The 18,655-nt window shown below is 41.6% G+C and carries 15 protein-coding genes and 2 pseudogenes; 11 read left to right on the forward strand and 6 right to left on the reverse strand.

The annotated features are described in order from the left end of the window. Positions 1-379: 379 nt before the first annotated feature. On the reverse strand, positions 380-1,435 hold the full coding sequence (locus ACEW80_RS00585; protein WP_373524730.1) for a M28 family peptidase: 1,056 nt from the start codon (positions 1,433-1,435) through the stop codon (positions 380-382). A gap of 202 nt (positions 1,436-1,637) precedes the next feature. Between ACEW80_RS00585 and ACEW80_RS00590 the strand changes: the two genes are divergently transcribed. The 7 genes from ACEW80_RS00590 to ACEW80_RS00620 all read left to right on the forward strand — a co-directional run bounded on the left by ACEW80_RS00590 (position 1,638) and on the right by ACEW80_RS00620 (position 9,416). Then, the gene (locus ACEW80_RS00590; RefSeq protein ID WP_373524731.1) at positions 1,638-2,885 is read left to right on the forward strand and encodes a sulfite exporter TauE/SafE family protein; all 1,248 of its coding nucleotides are present in this window, start codon (positions 1,638-1,640) and stop codon (positions 2,883-2,885) included. After that, positions 2,860-3,555, forward strand: coding sequence for a hypothetical protein (locus ACEW80_RS00595; protein ID WP_373524732.1), 696 nt, complete (start codon positions 2,860-2,862; stop codon positions 3,553-3,555). Before ACEW80_RS00590 ends, ACEW80_RS00595 begins: the two co-directional genes overlap by 26 nt. Before the next feature lie 255 nt (positions 3,556-3,810). Beyond that, positions 3,811-4,692 (forward strand): EboA family metabolite traffic protein, encoded by an 882-nt coding sequence (locus ACEW80_RS00600; RefSeq protein ID WP_373524733.1) that lies wholly within the window; start codon positions 3,811-3,813, stop codon positions 4,690-4,692. A 57-nt stretch (positions 4,693-4,749) separates the two neighbouring features. Then, positions 4,750-5,730 carry a TatD family hydrolase gene (locus ACEW80_RS00605; protein ID WP_373524734.1) on the forward strand — a complete coding sequence of 327 codons (981 nt, stop codon included), beginning with the start codon at positions 4,750-4,752 and terminating at the stop codon, positions 5,728-5,730. An 86-nt stretch (positions 5,731-5,816) separates the two neighbouring features. Continuing rightward, positions 5,817-6,749 (forward strand): UbiA-like protein EboC, encoded by a 933-nt coding sequence (eboC, locus tag ACEW80_RS00610; protein WP_373524735.1) that lies wholly within the window; start codon positions 5,817-5,819, stop codon positions 6,747-6,749. A gap of 18 nt (positions 6,750-6,767) precedes the next feature. After that, positions 6,768-8,012 carry a metabolite traffic protein EboE gene (eboE, locus tag ACEW80_RS00615; RefSeq protein ID WP_373524736.1) on the forward strand — a complete coding sequence of 415 codons (1,245 nt, stop codon included), beginning with the start codon at positions 6,768-6,770 and terminating at the stop codon, positions 8,010-8,012. A gap of 15 nt (positions 8,013-8,027) precedes the next feature. Next, positions 8,028-9,416 (forward strand): alkaline phosphatase family protein, encoded by a 1,389-nt coding sequence (locus tag ACEW80_RS00620; protein ID WP_373524737.1) that lies wholly within the window; start codon positions 8,028-8,030, stop codon positions 9,414-9,416. A 126-nt stretch (positions 9,417-9,542) separates the two neighbouring features. On the opposite strand, the gene ACEW80_RS00625 is transcribed toward ACEW80_RS00620, so the two are convergent. The 3 genes from ACEW80_RS00625 to petN all read right to left on the reverse strand — a co-directional run bounded on the left by ACEW80_RS00625 (position 9,543) and on the right by petN (position 13,111). Then, positions 9,543-12,698, reverse strand: coding sequence for a GAF domain-containing protein (locus ACEW80_RS00625; RefSeq protein ID WP_373524738.1), 3,156 nt, complete (start codon positions 12,696-12,698; stop codon positions 9,543-9,545). Between the two features lie 154 nt (positions 12,699-12,852). Then, positions 12,853-13,017 (reverse strand): hypothetical protein, encoded by a 165-nt coding sequence (locus ACEW80_RS00630; protein WP_373524739.1) that lies wholly within the window; start codon positions 13,015-13,017, stop codon positions 12,853-12,855. 4 nt (positions 13,018-13,021) lie between these two features. Beyond that, entirely contained in the window at positions 13,022-13,111 is a 90-nt protein-coding gene (gene petN / locus ACEW80_RS00635) for a cytochrome b6-f complex subunit PetN (protein WP_012408302.1), read from the reverse strand. Between the two features lie 240 nt (positions 13,112-13,351). Here petN and ACEW80_RS00640 point away from each other — a divergent pair, with 240 nt between their 5' ends. From ACEW80_RS00640 to ACEW80_RS00655, 4 genes and pseudogenes are all read left to right on the forward strand, one after another. After that, positions 13,352-15,265: an ATP-binding protein gene (locus ACEW80_RS00640; protein ID WP_373524740.1), complete on the forward strand. Its 1,914-nt coding sequence runs from the start codon at positions 13,352-13,354 to the stop codon at positions 15,263-15,265. A 17-nt stretch (positions 15,266-15,282) separates the two neighbouring features. Beyond that, positions 15,283-15,639 (forward strand): annotated as a pseudogene (locus ACEW80_RS00645) (four helix bundle protein). Between the two features lie 81 nt (positions 15,640-15,720). After that, positions 15,721-16,986: a sensor histidine kinase gene (locus ACEW80_RS00650; RefSeq protein WP_373524741.1), complete on the forward strand. Its 1,266-nt coding sequence runs from the start codon at positions 15,721-15,723 to the stop codon at positions 16,984-16,986. A gap of 71 nt (positions 16,987-17,057) precedes the next feature. Further along, the gene (locus ACEW80_RS00655; protein WP_373524745.1) at positions 17,058-17,492 is read left to right on the forward strand and encodes a hypothetical protein; all 435 of its coding nucleotides are present in this window, start codon (positions 17,058-17,060) and stop codon (positions 17,490-17,492) included. A 4-nt stretch (positions 17,493-17,496) separates the two neighbouring features. Here the strand turns inward: ACEW80_RS00655 and ACEW80_RS00660 are convergent. Together ACEW80_RS00660 and ACEW80_RS00665 are read right to left on the reverse strand one after the other, a co-directional pair. After that, a pseudogene (locus tag ACEW80_RS00660) lies at positions 17,497-17,592 on the reverse strand (GNAT family N-acetyltransferase); the annotation flags it as partial. A gap of 61 nt (positions 17,593-17,653) precedes the next feature. Continuing rightward, the gene (locus tag ACEW80_RS00665; RefSeq protein ID WP_373524742.1) at positions 17,654-18,460 is read right to left on the reverse strand and encodes a PD-(D/E)XK nuclease family protein; all 807 of its coding nucleotides are present in this window, start codon (positions 18,458-18,460) and stop codon (positions 17,654-17,656) included. Between the last annotated feature and the right edge of the window lie 195 nt (positions 18,461-18,655).

Below are 18,655 nucleotides of genomic sequence, written 5' to 3' on the forward strand. Positions count from 1 at the left end.
TGACTCTGACTAAAACAGTAAAGTTATTTAGTTAAGAAATGATTAAGAAAAGACTAAAATATAATTTGTTACAGCAAAGTGTGCAAATCAATAAATATACGGAATTGCTTTGAAATTGACTTTTCAAAAAACTTACCTTATAAGGTACGGTAAACACATCAGTTGTTGGATATCTGCAATAAGTTAAAGCCTTTAGAGGGAATTTGGGCGTTGGTGATTGGTTTATATAGCAGTTCTCAGTTGAGTGAGGTACTCAAGTTCCCCACACCCAAACCCCTCCCCGCTCTTCGAGAGGGGGCTATGATGTACCTCATGTGATTAGGAAACGCTATACAGGTCTTTTATCTTTTGCAAGTTTTTGCAACACAACCTGATTCACTCAGCTTGGTGGTTGAGTTTTCAAAATTTCGTTCTTCTCTAACAAGGTAGTAGTAGCATTGACTACAATCTGTGCTGCTCCTGTGAAAAACGATCGCTCGATAGTCGCTGGAACATCGCTAGGTTTATGATAGTGGGGAGTACGTAAATTTGCGGTATCTGTCACCAGCACAGCACCTATACCTTGATACCAAAATGGTGCATGGTCGCTGCGTAGAGTGTCTGGTGTCAGTAAACCTTTAAAAGGAATCGGTAGTGTCAGGATTGGTGGCAGATTTGATTTCTGTTTATTTAGGGCAGTTGAAGGGAGCAAATGTGAGTTTTGAAAGGCATTCAGCAAAGGCAAATGTTCTGTATCACCGATTACTGCTAAAAAGTCGCCCTTGTCGCTAGGTGAAGTAACAGGCAATCCGGCAGGATATTTTTGACATCCAGCAGTGTAACAAGCATAACCCACCATATCCATGACAATCGCTCCGCCCAAGTTTTGCAAGTGTGCTGCTTTGCTCACAAAAGCCTGACTGCCCAAAAGTCCCGCTTCTTCTTGGTCAAAAAAAGCTAACTGTAACGTCCGTGGTGTGGAACGAGAACCGAGCAACCGAGCTACTTCCAACACCACAGCTATCCCACTGGCGTTATCATCAGCACCGGGTGATGAGGCAACGGTGTCATAATGCGCTGCTACGAGAATTGCTTTAGCTGCTTTATTAGTTCCTACACGTTCAGCAAAAATATTCACACCCTCAAAGAAATTTTCCAATTTGGGCTTCCAGCCTAACTTTCTCAGTTCAGTTATGATATAAGTCCGAGTAAGCGATCGCTCTTTTATTGTGTAGCGCTGAAAATTTAACTTTTGGATATGGTTTAACAGCTTGTCAGTAGAGACTTGTGGCGTACTGTCAACTGTTTTTAACTCTGACTGTGGTTGGGGTGTTTCCACTGGAATGCTCTTAACAATTTCTGGTGAGGAACGCTGTTCAAAAAACGTGCTACCTCTGCTACCCACCACCGCAACTGCCATCAGCACCAACAGCATCAGCCAAATCCATTTTTTCATGTCATTTAAAGAACTAATTACCTAAAGTAAACATCAAGTTTGACAGATTGTCTTTTGACAGCGATCGCAACTTCACTTACACTGCCGCACTAGAGGAGTGCTGAGTACTGAGCAAAGAAAAAGAGAAAAGAATTTTTTCTTACTTCTTCAAAATCTTTATTCTGACACTCAAGACTCATGACTCAGAACTCAGGACTTTTTTATGGTAGATTTATTGCTGATCACAATCCTGGGGTTCCTGGGGAGTTTTGGGCATTGCTTTGGAATGTGTGGCCCCCTAACGGTGGCGTTTTCTCTGTCTCATCAGCCAAAACAGACATCACCCTTAGAAAAGTCCGACACTTGGCAACAGCAATTAAAATTTCATCTCCTACTAAACCTGGGGCGGATGTTGAGCTATGCTCTAGTTGGTGCTGGCATTGGGGCGTTAGGTTCGGTATTGCTGCAAGGTGGACAGCTAGCTGGTATTGGCAGCGACTTCCGCCGTTGGATGGCAATTGTAACTGGCGTAATGCTGATTTGGTTTGGCTTAGGACAAGTAAAACCCGATTTGCTGCCGCGCATTCCCGTGTTACATCCCCTCTTGCAAGCTAGTTTACACGATCGCCTCAGCACTGGAATGGTTAAGCTTTCTTTAAAAGCCAAATGGTGGACGCCAATGCTTTTAGGGATGACTTGGGGTTTCATGCCCTGCGGTTTCCTGTATGCTGCCCAAATTAAAGCCGCTGAAACTGGCAATTTATGGATGGGTACAGCAACTATGCTGGCTTTTGGCTTAGGAACCCTGCCCACGATGCTAGGCGTAGGCGTCTCCACGTCGTTGGTAAGTAAAGACAAACGTAGTCAGTTGTTTCGATTAGGCGGTTGGGTGACACTCACCATTGGCATCATTACCTTGCTGCGGACTGGTGACACAATGGTAGATTACACTGGACACGCCGCGTTAATCTGCTTAATCTTGGCGTTAATTGCGCGTCCCATTAGTGGCTTGTGGGCTTCACCACTGCGTTACCGCCGGGGCTTGGGAGTGGGATCTTTTGTACTTTCTGTGGTTCATACCGTCCACATGATCGAACACTCATTGCAATGGAATTTTGCCGCCTTTGCTTTCCTGCCGCCAGAATTTCAGTGGGGTATGGCTGCGGGTGCTGTAGCATTGATATTAATGTCCCCCGCTGCTTTTACAAGTTGGGAATCGTTGCAGAAATCTTTGGGCAAGCGTTGGCGACAGATTCATCTATTGGGTGTGCCAGCCTTGCTCTTGAGTGCCATTCATGCTGTGTTGATTGGTTCCCATTACCTGGGTTCATTGCAATCAACTTGGGGAAATAAATTAGCGGCAGTACTGATGGGAATTATTACTCTCGGTGTCTTGCTAGTACGTTCGCGCTTTTTTTGGTCAAAGTTAGCCTTAGAAAAGTTTTATGTCCCCCCAACCAAATTGCGGTAAATCATCCTTGTTCACTGGCTCCATCCCAGGGAATCAAAAACAGAGGTTTTACTCGCTCGAAGGCATTTCCTGGCATCAAGGAACAATAAAGTATTTATTATTCCTGAGTTGCTTAGTTATATCAATAACTAATCTTTACCCGGCTTTTGCTCATAAAGTTGAGATAGTCGGAGATGTCGGCGGTACTCTCCACATTGAACCAAATGATAACCCCCGTGCTGGGGAACCCGCCCAAACCTGGTTTGCACTTACCCGCAGAGGTGGAAAAGTGATTCCCCTGGCACAGTGTAATTGTCGGTTGTCTGTTTATGCCCAACCTTATGCAGATGGAGAGCCACCACTGTTAGAACCACAGTTAGAAGCTGTGGCAGCTGAACGCTATCAAGGCATTCCAGGTGCAGATATTGTCTTTCCCAAGCCAGGTATTTATGAGTTGCAACTGAATGGTAAACCAACTTCTGGGGCAAAATTCAAACCCTTTGAGTTCAAATTTGAAGTTACTGTGGCAGGCGTGTCTACACAAAACTCACGAAACCTGCGAGATGTCAATGGTGATTTAGTAGAGAGCGAATCTCAAAATTTACCACTTTGGGCGATCGCACTCCCAATCCTGGGATTTATCGGCATCTTAGTTGTCGTAGTGCAAAGTATGAGAGGCGATAGGGAGTAGGAGAGTGGGGAGACATTTTTCTTTGTGTCTCCCTTTCTATGCGTTAGAGAGTCAGTTCACCAGAGACTACCAGACAGTTTGCACATGAGGGTAGTTCAGAATCTTCGCGTCGCAAGTTACCAGAGTAATTTTATATCGCCTGGCGATCGCAACAAATTTATTATCTAGCTAGTTTAATCATAAAGTGTTAAGTTTTGTGGTAAATTTTATACTTAGTTGCCATAAAAAAGTTGGGCAACTTCTCCTGAATTCATCATGAGTAAAGTAAACAAATTACTGCATCACTGGCTATTACATTCTGTTTCCGAGAAAGCTTTCGCTTGGCTGGAACAGAAGCAGGCACAGATTGCTAGCGGCGCTGCTGAACGAGTCTTTTTCACAGCTTTTAGTGCTGTGCCGCGTTATCTGGGTAAAGAAGATATGCAGCTAACACCGCAGGACTTGGAAGCAGCGCAGGATGTGCTTCCCGGTTGGTATCCTGGTAACTGGAGTGTAGATCAAGCGAGTCGTACACTCTTGCTTCTAGCTTTGCCCTCTAATGATGCTGAGGGGTATGTGCGATCGCTTGATCAAGTCTTCTCTACTGCCGACATGGGGGAGTTAGTTGTACTTTATCAAAGTTTGCCACTGTTATCACATCCAGAGTTACATCGCCACCGTGCTGCTGAGGGAATTCGCAGCAATATGAGTAATGTATTCCAAGCCATAGCACTACGGAACCCTTATCCGGCAGATTATTTAGATAATGCTGCCTGGAATCAGATGGTGCTGAAGACTGTGTTTGTCGGCAGTCCATTGCATCAAATTTGGGGTCTGGATCGTCGGGCTAATCCAGAGTTGGCGAAGATGTTGGTAAACTACGCACACGAACGTTGGGCAGCTAAACGCTCAGTAACGCCAGAACTTTGGCGAGCTGTGGGAGAGTTTGCCAATACCGCAATCATCGCAGATTTAGAAAAAGTGCTGGACAATGGGGATATAGCCGAGCAAGAAGCAGCAGCGTTAGCTTGCGCTAAGTCTCCTTTACCAGAAGCGCAAGCATTACTTTCTCGTTATCCAGATTTACACTTATCTATTCAACAAGGTAATCTGACTTGGAGCAGTTTTAGCTGCGATGCCTGCGGCGAGCTACGCTAACGCTTATCAGTTTACAAATAAAAGAAACTGGGATGAGGGAGACAATAAAAATAACCAATGCCCAATGCCCAATGCCCAATGCCCAATGCCCAATCATTAAACTACACCATGATGTTTATCGATCCTCACATTCATATGTGTTCCCGTACTACCTACGATTATTTAGTAATGCGGGAATATGGCATTGTCGCTGTCATTGAACCAGCCTTTTGGTTAGGACAACCCCGAACCAATGCTGGCACATTTAAAGACTACTTCAGCACTCTTGTAGGCTGGGAACGGTTTCGTGCTAGTCAGTTTGGCATCCAACATTACTGCACAATTGGCTTAAATCCCAAAGAAGCTAACAACGAGGCACTAGCAGCAGAAGTTATAGAACTGATACCACTTTACGCCTGTAAAGAGGGAGTTGTTGCTATCGGCGAAATTGGCTACGACGACATGACAGAAGCAGAGGATAAATACTTTTGTCAACAATTAAGATTAGCCAAAGAATTAGATATGTTGGTACTAATTCATACGCCTCATCGTAACAAGAAGGCTGGTGCTAGTCGAAGTATGGATCGCTGCGTCGAATATGGCTTAGACCCTTCACAAGTAATCATTGACCACAATAACGAGGAAACCGTTGAGGAAGTATTAGAACGGGGCTTTTGGGCGGCTTTCACGATTTATCCACAGACTAAGATGGGTAACGCCAGGATGGTGGAAGTTGTCCGTAAATATGGACGCGTTAGCAAAGCGGGACACGACAGTGTTCGTCGCATCATTGTAGATAGTAGCGCTGATTGGGGTATTAGCGATCCTTTAGCAGTGCCGAAAACGGCTCAGTTGATGTTAGAAAGAGGCATTCCTGAAGAAAATGTGCGGGCGGTTTGTTATGAAAATGCCCTAGCTGCTTATAGTCAAACTGGGCAGATGAAAGCATCAGACTGGCTCAATCCCGACTCTGTTGATCAGCGTCAGATGTTCGATGGTAATTCTGTACTGCGGGGACAGGAACCAGGAATTAATTCGGTTTCAATGCTGATTGAATAGGAAAGATTTTTTCACGCAGAGGCGCAGAGTCGCAGAGAAAGAGTAGGAAGAGAAGATTTCATGAATTTAGTTAAGGAGACAAATAAGTGAATGTTGCAAGCTTAAATTTTCAAGGCTGGCGGGGTTATTTGGAATTGATGCGTCCGGCTAATATTGTTACTGCTTGGGCGGATATTCTGGTTGGCTTTGCTGCTTCTGGCTCTGGAATTATTTTTGCTAAATTAATCAATGGTGAAGCAAGTTTTAACATACTAATTCCATTAGCTTGGTTGTTATTAGCCACAACTGGTTTATATGGCGGCGGTATCGTTTTTAATGATGTTTTCGATGCTGAATTAGATGCAAAAGAACGACCAAATAGAGCAATTCCTAGTGGTCGTGTGTCCCGTCAAAATGCTATTTTATTGGGGAGTATACTGTTTGCAATTGGTATTATAGCACCTTTTCAAGTATCTTCGTTGAGTGCTGCGATCGCAATATTTATCATTCTGGCATCGCTGCTATATGACTCATTCGCTAAACATCATCCTTTTTTTGGCCCTTTAAATATGGGTTTGTGTCGTGGCAGTAACTTATTATTAGGTGTAAGTGCTGTACCCGCAATAATCGCAGAACGTTGGTATTTAGCGCTAATTCCTGTGCTTTACATTGCGGCAATCACCGCAATTAGTCAGGGTGAAGTTCATGGAGGTAAGAAGATTACGGGAGTATTAGCAATAGTGCTGATTGCAATAGTTTTAACGGCAGTTTTGGCTTTAGGATTATTAGGAGATTATACAGCGATCGCAGCCCTACCATTTGCGGTTTTATTAGCTATCCGAGTCTTGCCTAATTTTATCAAAGCTGCGCGTGAACCAATAGCCGAAAATATCCGAACTGCCGTGAAAGTCGGTGTGTTGTCTCTAATTGTTTTAGATGCAACGGTTGCATCTGGTTTTGCTGGTTTGTATTACGGTTTATTAGTTCTAATTTTGCTACCAATTTCGATGAAGTTAGCACAAATATTTGCTGTTACTTAAGATTAACTAAATAGAATTATGAAGGTATCACGCAGAGACGCAGAGTCGCAGAGAGAAGGATTTCACTTAACTTATTGCAGCAATATTCATCCGGGGGAAAGTTGGCTAGAGGTTTTCGCTAATTTAGAGAAGTATATTCCTGAACTTAAGTCACGTTTATCGCCGACAGCACCATTTGGTATTGGTTTGAGGTTAGCGGATGCAGCTGCAAAAGAGCTTTTAGAAAGTCATAACTTGGCTCAATTCCAAGGGTGGCTAACTCAACAAGATTTATATGTTTTTACTTTAAATGGATTTCCTTATGGCGGATTTCATCGACAAGTAGTAAAAGACCAAGTTTATTCACCAGATTGGTCTACAGAGGAACGGGTAAATTATACATTAAACTTGACACAAATTTTAGCATATCTGTTACCAGAAGGACTAGATGGCGGAATTTCGACATTGCCATTATCATATAAGCCTTGGTGGGGAAAAGACCAAGCAACTTGTGAAACAGTTCTGAAAAAGAGTTGTTTCAACCTAGTATCAGTTGTTGTAGAAATGATTCGCGTTTACGAACAAACAGGAAAGTTACTTCATATTGATTTAGAACCTGAGCCTGATGGATTAATTGAGAATACCTCAGAAGTAATTGATTTTTTTAACAATTGGTTATTGCCAATCGGCGGTAGTTACTTATCAGAAAAATTAAATATTGAACAAAGTTTAGCAGAAACTAAGCTGCTAGAACACCTTCGTATTTGCTATGATACTTGTCATTTTTCAGTTGAATATGAGGAGCCAAAGTCTATATTTGCGCGGTTGCAATCAGCAGGTATTAAAATTGGCAAAATTCAAATCAGCGCCGCAATTAAAGTAAATATACCTGCTGAGATTGAAAAGCGTAGTTTGATAGTTGAACGCTTACGCCCCTTTGCTGAATCTACTTATCTTCACCAAGTAATAGAACGTCGCAGTGACGGTACACTTCATCACTATTCTGACTTAATAAATGCCTTACCGCATTTAGAGCAATCTTTAGCTGAAGAATGGCGCACTCATTTCCATGTTCCAATTTTTATTCGTGATTATCAAATTTTGCAGTCTACGCAAGATGATATTGCTGCTGTTTTGCATCTACTTCAGACAAATAATGCTTGCTCCCATTTAGAAATTGAGACTTACACTTGGGATGTATTGCCATCAGAAATGAAAATAGATTTACTAACTTCTATTCAACGAGAATATGAGTGGGTATTAAAAGAACTCGCCGCAAATTAAAAGGGAATTAAGTTTATGAAAAAAACGGTTGTTCTAAATGTTGTAGGATTAACGCCGAGTTTACTAGGAGAAAATACGCCGTTTTTATCTGCTTGGGCGACTATTGGACAAGTGGTTCCAATCACAACAGTATTACCTGCTGTGACTTGTTCGGTTCAGGCTACTTATTTAACCGGAAAATTGCCTGATGAACATGGAATTGTCGGTAATGGTTGGTACTTTCGAGATGAATGTGAAGTAAAGTTTTGGCGACAATCTAACAAATTAGTACAGGCTCCTAAAGTTTGGGAAATAGCTAAATCTGTTGATCCAAACTTCACTTGTGCCAACCTTTTTTGGTGGTACAATATGTATTCTTCAGTAGATTATGCCATTACGCCGCGCCCAATGTATCCCGCAGATGGCAGAAAATTACCTGATATTTATACCCATCCTAGTGATGTCCGATCGCAAATTCAATCGGATTTAGGTAACTTCCCTCTGTTCGATTTTTGGGGGCCAAAAACTTCAATTAGTTCTAGCCAATGGATTGCCAATTCGGCAAAATGGATTGAGGAACGTTACAGCCCTACACTATCATTAGTTTATCTACCACATTTAGATTACTGTCTGCAACGATTTGGTAACAATAAAACACAAATCCAAGCCGATTTGCAAGAAATTGATGCTGTTTGTGGCGATTTAATCGGATATTATCAAGCACGTAATACTCAAATAATTATTCTTTCTGAGTATGGCATTACCCCAGTCTCTAAAGCTGTGGATTTGAACCGCGTACTACGAACAAATGGTTTAATTGCTGTGCGAGAGGAATTGGGGCGAGAACTGCTCGATTTTGGTGCTAGCATTGCCTTTGCTATTGCTGATCACCAAATTGCTCATGTGTATGTGAATGATCCAGCATACATCTCCAAAGTGCGATCGCTTCTAGAAGCAACTGAAGGCGTAGCACAGGTATTGGATGAAGACGGTAAACAAACCTACCACCTAAATCATCCTAGATCGGGGGAGTTAGTTGCGATCGCTAAACCTGATGCTTGGTTTACCTATTATTATTGGCTCGATGATGCGAAAGCGCCTGATTTCGCTAGAACTGTAGATATCCACCGCAAACCTGGTTACGATCCTGTAGAACTTTTCCTTGATCCGCAGATGAAATTTCCTCAGGGAAAAATTGCTCTCAAGTTACTAAAGAAACAACTGGGTTTTCGCTATTTAATGGACGTGATTCCTCTGGATGCTTCCCTAGTCCGTGGTTCTCACGGTCACATTACCACTTCTCCCGCTGAAAGTCCTCTATTTATCACCCATCAAACTCACTTAGTTGATCAAAACTTAATTCAGGCGACAGATGTTTGCTCGTTAATTCTCAAACATTTGAATATAGGTGAAAATAATCTGTAATAACTTCTTATCTTCTTCTACATCCTCTGCTATTCGTTAAAAAGCGTAGGCGTTGGCGTAGCCTCTCGTAGAGAAGCCCGCCGTTCGCGTAGCGTCTCGTAGAGAAGGCATCGCCTGATTTTTTTATTAGCTAACCAAGGGTTTCATCGGAATTTCTATCCAGAACTCAGAGCCGTTACCAGGTTCAGAAACACACTTGATATTACCGCCGTGTTTTTCTACAATAATTTGATAGCTAATAGATAGCCCCAAACCAATACCTTGCCCTGGTTGCTTAGTAGTAAAGAAAGGTTCAAAAATGCGCGATCGCATCATCTCTGGAATCCCACAACCATTGTCAGCAATACAAATCAGAATAGTATTCCCTTCTTTAGCTTCTGTATGAATCCAAATTTTAGGGTTGTCAATTATTTTTCCAGCGTTATCTAGATTTTCAAGTGCATCAATAGCATTGTTGAGAATATTCATAAACACCTGATTTATCTGGGCTGCATAGCAGACTACTAGGGGTAATTTACCATATTCTTTAATTACCTCAATAGTAAAAGAATTAGTTTCTGGTTGCAGTCGATGTTGTAAAATTAGCAAACTACTTTCAATGCCTTCATGAAGGTCAACGGGCTTCATTCCTACTTCATCAAGGCGAGAAAAACTTCGTAACGACAAAACTAATTGAGAGATCCGATCTGCCCCCATTTTCATTGAAGTAAGAATTTTTGGCAAGTCGTCACTAATGTAATCTAAATCTAGTGCTGCTGCTTGCTTTTCAATTTCCCCTGTTACCTTGGGATACTGTTTCTGATAAAGGCGCAGTAATTTAAATAAATTTTCGGTATGTTCAGTAACATAAGTCATGTTGCCGTAAATGAAGCTAATCGGGTTGTTAATTTCATGTGCTACACCAGCAACTAACTGCCCTAAACCTGCCATTTTCTCACTTTGAATCAACTGGCTCTGAGTGTTCTGTAATTCTTTAAGAGTCAGGGTAATCTCTTCTTTTTGACGTTGAGTTTGTTCGAGTAATTCTGCTTGCTGAAGTCCTACTCCTAACTGAGTACCAATCTGCATCAGCAAATCTACCTCATCCTCTTGCCAATCACGGGGTTTAATATTTTGATAAGCTGCTAGTAATCCCCAAAGTCTGTCACCCTGAAAAATCGGCACAATCATATATGCCATAGCCTCCATTAGCTCGATCAGGGCAATATAAGGAATAGCATAATCAGGGCTGTAAGTATCCTTAATCACAAGAGCTTTACCATTAGTAAAATCTCCGCCTTGGGTTTCTTGCAAGTAATTACCTGCGTAGGGTACGCCCGTCGTAGACATCGCAGGTACAATTTTTCTTACTGGTGTCAAACCTTGGGCTAAAGACTCAGCAACAAATTCGCCACTCCAATCAGCCCGGAATTGATAGATTGTTACTCTGTCAACTTCCAATAGCCACCGCACTTCTTCTGTACTGGTGGCAAAGATGGTGTCGATATCAAGAGACTGACGAATTTTCTCCACCGTTGCTGCTAACGCCTTCTCCCTTTGGGCTGCTTTCCGTTCTCGTTCGGCGGCTTTAGCCAGTTTTTGGGACTGCACCTGCACCTGTTTCAACGACTCAGCTTGCTGTAATGCTACTCCCAACTGAACGCCAACTTGTGCTAACAAGTTGATTTCCTCATCTTGCCAATAACGAGGCTGGGAGGTTTGATAAGCTACTAACAATCCCCACAGCTTTTCGCCTTGAGAAATTGGTACAAAAACTTCATTACGTGCATACTTCTTCTTGCTTGCTTGCTTTTCTTGCATAAGAATGCGTTCCGTTATCGGCTGCGACTTAAGCATTGGCATCCAGCCATCAATAATGGAATCAGCGACAAATTCGCCACTTCCATCAGGAGAGAAGCGATAAATTGCGACTCGTTCCACTTCTAATAGCTGTAGAACTTCTTGAGTAGTGGTATTAAAGATAATGTCAATATCCAAAGACTGACGAATTTTTTCTACAGTGTTCGCCAATGCACTTTGTCGTTCTGCGGCTTTGCTAATCTCTGCGGCTTGAATTTGTGTCTGTCGTAAAAATTCCGCTTGTTGCAATGCTACACCCAGTTGAACGCCAACTTGGGTAAGCAAGTAGATTTCATCTTGTTGCCAATCACGGGTTTTACTGTTCTGGTATACTGCTAGTAAGCCCCAAAGCTTTTGACCGTGGTAAATAGCCAAAATCACATAAGCTTTTGCTTGATAGTTCTCTAATACGTTAATATAGCAGTCGCTAAAACCTGCACTGTAAATATCATTACAAACACGGTATAATTCACACTTTGTGAAGCGACCACCCTCTGTATCTTGTAAGTAAGTATCAACTACTGGGGGTGCAGCTAAATTTTTGATGCTACATTCGCTGATGTTTCCATCCAATTCTGGTCGCAGCAATTGCTCTTGCATTAGGTAAGACCAACCTTCTGCCACTGATTCAAACACAAATTCACCACTCCAATCTGCATTGAAGCGATAGATAGCCACGCGGTCAGCATTCAGCACTTGTCTAAGTTCTCCGGTGCTTGTGCAGAAAATGCTTTCCAAGTCCAGCGACTGACGAACTTTTTCAATGGTTGTAGCTATGGTTTTCTGCCATTCTGCTGTTTTTTCACTAGCTTTTATTTGTGCTAGTTGGGCTGATTGTAATTTCACTTGTTCCAGGTAATCTGCTTGCTGCAAGGCAACTCCCAGATGCTCGGCAATTAATTGCACAAACTCAATTTCTGATGCTTCCCATTGGCGAGGATTACTACACTGATGAATACACAGCAATCCCCATAAATCTTTACCTTTCATCAAGGGGGCAGCTATATTGGCACGTACCTGAAATCTTTCTAGCATCTGGACGTGACAATCACTAACACTAGGTTGATATATATCAGCCATTGCTTTAATTTGACCTTGCTGATATAACTCTACAAAATCCGCAGCAAAGCATTGGTCGGGCGGTTTGGCTCCTAGTACTGAACCCCATTCTGCTCCCACATCTTCATAAATAAATTCTCCTTCCCATGCTAATTCGGGATAAAAACAATACACAGTTACCCGATCAGTTTTCAGAAGTTGGCGGACTTCAGTGACTGTAGTTTTAAAGATGGTGTCTATGTCTAGAGACTTGCGAAGGCGGGCAATAACTCCAGACAAAACTTTTTGCTGCTCATTCTGAGGCATACAGAATCTCATATCTGAATGAGATTCTGGCTGCTCTGAATTTGGTTGTATAGGTTGAATAGTAGAGGAGTTTTCCATTCCCAAGGGGATTTTAAATATTGAAAGTCTTATATTTCATAATTCCCTTAAACAGTAGAAAGCTAACAGTTATTTTCTGAGAATGCCAAATAAAATAGTGTAGGGACATGATAGTATCATGTCCCTACAAAAACATTTTTCAACCACAAGCGAATTATCGCCGCTTGGGAGTGGTGCTGCGGGTGCTACGTTTCTCTTCATCTCGGCGACGGCGATCGCGCCAATCTGCTAAAGTCAAATAACCAATACCACCAGTGACTACTACGAGCAGCACTACAGCAATTAAAGCCAAAATACTCAAGAATGGACTTTCTACCATACCTCTACAGTCCGTTACGTCCCCAGACTACCATTGCAATTGACCAAGTGAACACAACTAATAGTGATACCCAGCCTAGTGTCAAAATCTCCATAGTCCCACTTTTCAAATAATTACAAAAGGTTTCTAATATTTATCATACAGGGATTGGGTAGGCTGAGATTTTTTTATCAATGATATTAGAAGTTTTGCCTGCAATGTCTACGATCGGCGTAGCTGCGGCAAAGGACACACATCTTTTCTTGGTATGCTAGTACTTTATGTCATAGATGAAGACAAATGTAAAGAAGTAGCGATCGCGGTTTTCACTTGATGGTTTGGGAATACTAGGGTTATGGATATATTTTCAAATCCAGCAACCCCTAATATCATGCCGACATTTTTCAACTCTAACGGTTTTATTCCCCACGGACATTGCTATCTCTGGCAAAGTGGATTAGTTTGGCTCCACATTATTTCTGATGCGACGATCGCTCTTGCCTATTATTCTATTCCCTTCCTACTAATTTACTTTATTTCCAAGCGCAAAGACGTTCCATTTAATGGAGTCTTTCTATTATTTGGTGCTTTTGTCATTGTCTGCGGTACTGGACACTTGATGGAAATTTGGACACTTTGGCATCCAGACTATTGGATTGCAGGTGCTTTAAAAGCTCTAACTGCCATTATTTCAATATACACGGCATTTGCGTTATTTTATCTCATGCCTCAAGCTCTGACACTACCTAGCCCTGCCCAGTTAGAAGTTATCAATCGGGCGCTTTCAACTGAAATTGTCGAGCGCAAGCGTATCGAGCAAGAACTACGCCTTGCAGAAGAAATCGCTCAAAACTCCAGCCAAGCCAAGAGTGAATTTCTCGCAAATATGAGTCACGAACTACGCACACCCCTCAACAGCATTCTGGGCTTTACCCAAATTCTTCAACGCACAGAATCTTTGAGTGAGAAAGGACGCAAAGGAGTCAGCATCATCTACCAATGGGGTTCCCATCTTTTAACCCTAATTAATGATATTTTGGATCTCTCCAAGATTGAAGCTCGGAAACTGGAATTGCATCCTGTTGATTTCTACTTTCCTGCCTTTATAGATAGCGTGACTGAAATTTGCCGCATCCGCGCAGAACAAAAGGTGATTGCATTTCACATCCAACTCGATCCTAATTTGCCAACGGGCATTCATGCTGATGAAAAACGCTTGCGGCAAGTTCTGATTAACTTGCTTAGTAATGCCATTAAATTTACTTATCAAGGCAGTGTCACCTTCAAAGTTCAGGTCATTGGTCAAGAATTAAATGCCGATGGACAGACTAACTACAAAATTCGCTTTGAAGTAATAGATACTGGCGCGGGTATAATCCCTGAAGAAGCCGAGAAAATCTTTCAGCCCTTTGAGCAAGTAGGAAATCAGAAACGACAATCTGAAGGTACAGGCTTGGGATTAGCAATCAGCCAAAGAATTATTTTGTTGATGGGTGGTCAAATTCAGGTGCAAAGTGAATTTGGCAAAGGTAGCACTTTCTGGTTTGAGGCAAAGTTGTCAGAATCTAAAGACTGGGCAAAGATTTCTAGAGTGGTTGAGCAAGGAACCATTATTGGTTATCAAGGACAAAAGCGCACCATTTTGATTGCAGATGATAGATGGGAAAACCGAGCGGTAATTGTCAATTTACTAGAGCCAGTTGGGTTTACTGTTATAGAAGCTAATCAGGGCGAGGAAGGATGGGAACAGGCTCTAGTACACAAACCAGACTTGATTATCACTGATCTAGTAATGCCTATATTGGATGGATTTGAATTTATCAATCGTTTGCGTCAATCTGAAGAATTTAAAGAAATTGCAATCATCGCTTCGTCAGCCAGTGTGTTTGCAGCCGACCAGTACAAGAGCATTGATGTCGGTGCAGATGTATTTCTACCGAAGCCTTTAGAAGCTGAAACACTGCTGGAAATGCTACGGCAATTTTTGCACCTGGAATGGATTTTTGACGGTAAGGTAGATGCAATTAAAAAGAAGCATCTGGGTGGTTTAAATCAACCAAATGAGATGATTTCTCCTGCCAACGAGGTTTTACAACAGTTACTCGAACTCGCACAAGACGGCGATATTCAAAAAGTTTTGGAACTGGCTCAACAACTTTCTGCATCTGATGAGCGACTCAGCGTTTTTGCCGAGCAGCTTGTCCAGCTTGCTAGTAATTTCCAACTCAAACGTTTGGAAAGTTTTATTGTCAGTATGCAGGAGTCATAATTCAGGAGTCAGAATAAATGAGACAACCTGCAAAAACATTTGAAGACTTGATAGTTTGGCAGAAAGCGCATCGGTTTGTTTTATTGGTATACCAATTTACTAGCCAATTTTCTAAATCGGAAATATATGGAGTTACATCCCAATTTAGAAGAGCAGCAATTTCTATTCCAGCAAATATAGCAGTTCGCGGAGCGTCCCGTAGTGAGGGATTTAAGAAAAAGCGAACAGCAGATAAAGCATGATTTATGAACATATCCCAAGGTTCTTTAGAGGAGTGTCGTTACTATCTAATTCTTTCAAATAATCTTGGATATAGTGATACATCAGAATTAATGCTTAAGCTTGATGAAGTTAGTAACTTACTAACTAGCTAGCTATGCTAATTCCATTCTGTTAGCGGATAGCTAAGGTTTAGCCCATTCTGACTCCTGAATTCTTTTATTTTTAAATCCATCATGAACAAGAACCCAAATACCGGATTTATTTTGATTGTGGATGATAATCCAACAAATTTATCTGTCCTGTCTGAAGCGCTCAATAGTGAGGGTTTTCGTTTCCGTGTTGCAGTCGATGGAGAAAGCGCGATCGCTCAGTCCGAACGCAATCAACCAGAGTTGATTTTGCTAGATGTACAAATGCCAGGTATTGACGGATTTGAAACTTGTCGTCGCCTGAAAGTCAATCCTGTTACTCAAAACATTCCGATTATTTTCACTACTGCTTTAGCAGATATGGACAGCAAAACGAAGGGATTTTCCCTTGGTGCAGTAGATTATATCCCGAAACCGTTTGCACAAGAGGAAGTCATTGCGAGAGTGCGCGTGCATTTACAACTCAAACAATTGACTGGATTTTTGGAACAACAAGTTAGCGATCGCACCAAGGCTTTGCAACAAGCCCAAGTCAAACTGGTGCAGCAAGAGAAACTATCAACACTGGGAGAGTTAATCGCTGGTATTGCCCACGAAATGAACAATCCTATTAGCTTTATTTCTAACAATATCTTGCCTTTAAAGGAATACACTACAGGAATAACCAAACTTCTCCTACTGTATAAACAAGAGTATCCAAACCCAACAGCCAAAATTACCACTGCTATTAAAGACTTGGATCTGAGCTTTGTTCTCGAAGATATGCCAAAAATCTTGAGTTCACTCCAGTTAGGAAGTGAACGAATTCAGAACCTTTCTAATTCACTCCGCAGTTTCTCTCGCTCGGATAGTGATGCAAAAATACTTGCGGATTTGCATCTAGGATTGGATAGTACACTAATGATTTTACAACACCGCCTCAAGGCTAATGGCGATCATCCCAGCATTGAAGTTATTAAGAGTTATGGAACATTACCACAGGTAAACTGCTATGTCGGGGAGATGAATCAAGTATTTATGAACATTCTGGCAAACGCAGTTGATGCCCTTGACGAAGCTATTATGCAAGGCAAAATGAGCAATCTAATTCCTCAGATTCAAATTGCAACAGAAATAGATTCTGAACAATTGGTTATAATTCGGATTGCTGACAATGGGGTTGGTATTCCTGAACGGCTTAAAAAACGCTTGTTTGAACCGTTGTTTACCACAAAAACCGTTGGTAAAGGCACTGGACTTGGCTTGTCGATCGCATATCAAATAGTTGTAGAGAAACACAAAGGTGTTTTAGAAGTGAATTCTCAACCAGGTGTGGGAACCGAGTTTATCATCAAAATTCCCATAATATAATAGCAGCATTTAATTACAATTGTTTGAGTAAGTTTATTAAAGCAGTGAACGCAACTTTAGATCCTCAACTAATGGCAGAACGTATAGAATCCCTGAAAGGTGGAATAATTGGGAGTTTATCTGTGTCTTTCGCTTTTGTGCTTGTCAGTCTTTTGAATACTTTAGTACTGGCAAAGTATTTTCAGACACTCGTAAATCTGCAAAGTAATGTTAACTGGCACTTGTTGGTGAGTGTTGCAGTTGCAACTTTTACTGGTTTCCTATTTGGTGTCACCTACCGCTATATCATCCGCTCAGATAAAAATCCCCAACTCAAAGTTGGCGGTGTGCTGGCTTTTGGCTTGGTGCGCGGATTAACTCAGATAGAATTTGGGTGGAATTCTCACAGCACAATTTGGCCTTTTATGGTGTTAGCTTTTGAAAGTGTGTTGTGGTTTATAATAGCTGCAATCGCTCTCGATATTGCGATTAAACTTGGTTGGGTTAGACTTTTTCCATTAAGGTAAATTCAGTAAATAACCCTTCTCCCAAGTGGTAAACGGGAGCAATGTGATCAATTCCTAATTCGCGGACATAAATTGCTTCAGTTTCATCAAAATTTGCCATAAATTTTGAAAGTTTTAAAATTTATTTATACCTCTATTGGATTTTACAAATATTCTCTACTTTATGGGTTGAATGAAATTTCTTGAATGCTGTCAAAATTTGGCAATGAGTCTTTCGCTGCTTCTTCTGTAGCTGGTGTGCGCTCGCACCGCTTGGCAAACTGACAATAATCACAAGTTTTGCTACCCTCCACCACTTGAGGAAACTGCTGGTTATTTTGGTAGCGTTCTAACCAATGAGTTAACTGGCTTAATAGTTGATTAAGTTCCTTTGCTATTTGTATGTGTTGAGCAGTATTGTAATTAAATTTAATATTTTGCGGTTTGCCCTCAGATTGAACAAACCAGTAAGTCATTGAAATGTTTTCTGGCAAATAGTCGCTAGTTTCAGCCAATACATATAAATAAAGCCGTGTTTGCCAGTTGGATTTTAACTTGCGTTGATTGGGTGGTTTTGGATAAGTTTTCCAGTCGAGAATTTGCGCTTGTTGATTATCTGCAATCAATAAATCATAGACAACTGTGAGCAAATAGTCTTGAACTTGCAGAGTGCGGTAATGTTCACTTTCACGGAAAATTTGGTGATTAGATGCAGGCGCTAAAATTTCTGGGGCTGCATCAGCAAAACCTGCCATCCAGCTTTGCAATTTAGCATCAGCTTGCAGAAAACTATCAATTGGCAAACCCATTTCTTGCTGCTGCATTAGCAAGTGAAAGCGGCTACCCAAAGTTTGCCGTTCTTCTTGTTCTGGATTTGAGGGCGAATTGAGTTGTTCTAAGTAGGTGTGTTGGAATTTACGAGGACAAGCTTCTAGTAAGTTTAGCTGTCCTTGAGACAGTCGTAGTAGTTGAGTGGGAGTTGATAGCATTCTTGTATTTTAGAAGCAAACTCTAGTCTGCAACTCACATTTGGCTGGCTATCTGTGACACTCCTACACTTCTCTAGCGAGTAAGTGTAGGCTTCTCAGTCGCTCCGAAGAACGAGTAGAACTTCTTTCAGGAGTTAACTCCCTACAGCGTTTTAGAGTGAGGTACGTGTCCTGCCCCACTTGTACAAATCAACG

The sequence above is a fragment of the Nostoc sp. genome, assembly GCF_041747015.1.
GTDB lineage: Bacteria > Cyanobacteriota > Cyanobacteriia > Cyanobacteriales > Nostocaceae > Nostoc.

Bases quoted from the DNA above. Each gene is read 5' to 3' on its own strand.
- ACEW80_RS00585 (WP_373524730.1), bottom strand. From the start codon at position 1,435: ATGAAAAAATGGATTTGGCTGATGCTGTTGGTGCTGATGGCAGTTGCG.
- ACEW80_RS00590 (WP_373524731.1), top strand. From the start codon at position 1,638: ATGGTAGATTTATTGCTGATCACAATCCTGGGGTTCCTGGGGAGTTTT.
- ACEW80_RS00595 (WP_373524732.1), top strand. From the start codon at position 2,860: ATGTCCCCCCAACCAAATTGCGGTAAATCATCCTTGTTCACTGGCTCC.
- ACEW80_RS00600 (WP_373524733.1), top strand. From the start codon at position 3,811: ATGAGTAAAGTAAACAAATTACTGCATCACTGGCTATTACATTCTGTT.
- ACEW80_RS00605 (WP_373524734.1), top strand. From the start codon at position 4,750: ATGCCCAATGCCCAATGCCCAATGCCCAATGCCCAATCATTAAACTAC.
- eboE (WP_373524736.1), top strand. From the start codon at position 6,768: ATGAAGGTATCACGCAGAGACGCAGAGTCGCAGAGAGAAGGATTTCAC.
- ACEW80_RS00620 (WP_373524737.1), top strand. From the start codon at position 8,028: ATGAAAAAAACGGTTGTTCTAAATGTTGTAGGATTAACGCCGAGTTTA.
- ACEW80_RS00625 (WP_373524738.1), bottom strand. From the start codon at position 12,698: ATGGAAAACTCCTCTACTATTCAACCTATACAACCAAATTCAGAGCAG.
- ACEW80_RS00630 (WP_373524739.1), bottom strand. From the start codon at position 13,017: ATGGTAGAAAGTCCATTCTTGAGTATTTTGGCTTTAATTGCTGTAGTG.
- petN (WP_012408302.1), bottom strand. From the start codon at position 13,111: ATGGAGATTTTGACACTAGGCTGGGTATCACTATTAGTTGTGTTCACT.
- ACEW80_RS00640 (WP_373524740.1), top strand. From the start codon at position 13,352: ATGGATATATTTTCAAATCCAGCAACCCCTAATATCATGCCGACATTT.
- ACEW80_RS00650 (WP_373524741.1), top strand. From the start codon at position 15,721: ATGAACAAGAACCCAAATACCGGATTTATTTTGATTGTGGATGATAAT.
- ACEW80_RS00655 (WP_373524745.1), top strand. From the start codon at position 17,058: ATGGCAGAACGTATAGAATCCCTGAAAGGTGGAATAATTGGGAGTTTA.
- ACEW80_RS00665 (WP_373524742.1), bottom strand. From the start codon at position 18,460: ATGCTATCAACTCCCACTCAACTACTACGACTGTCTCAAGGACAGCTA.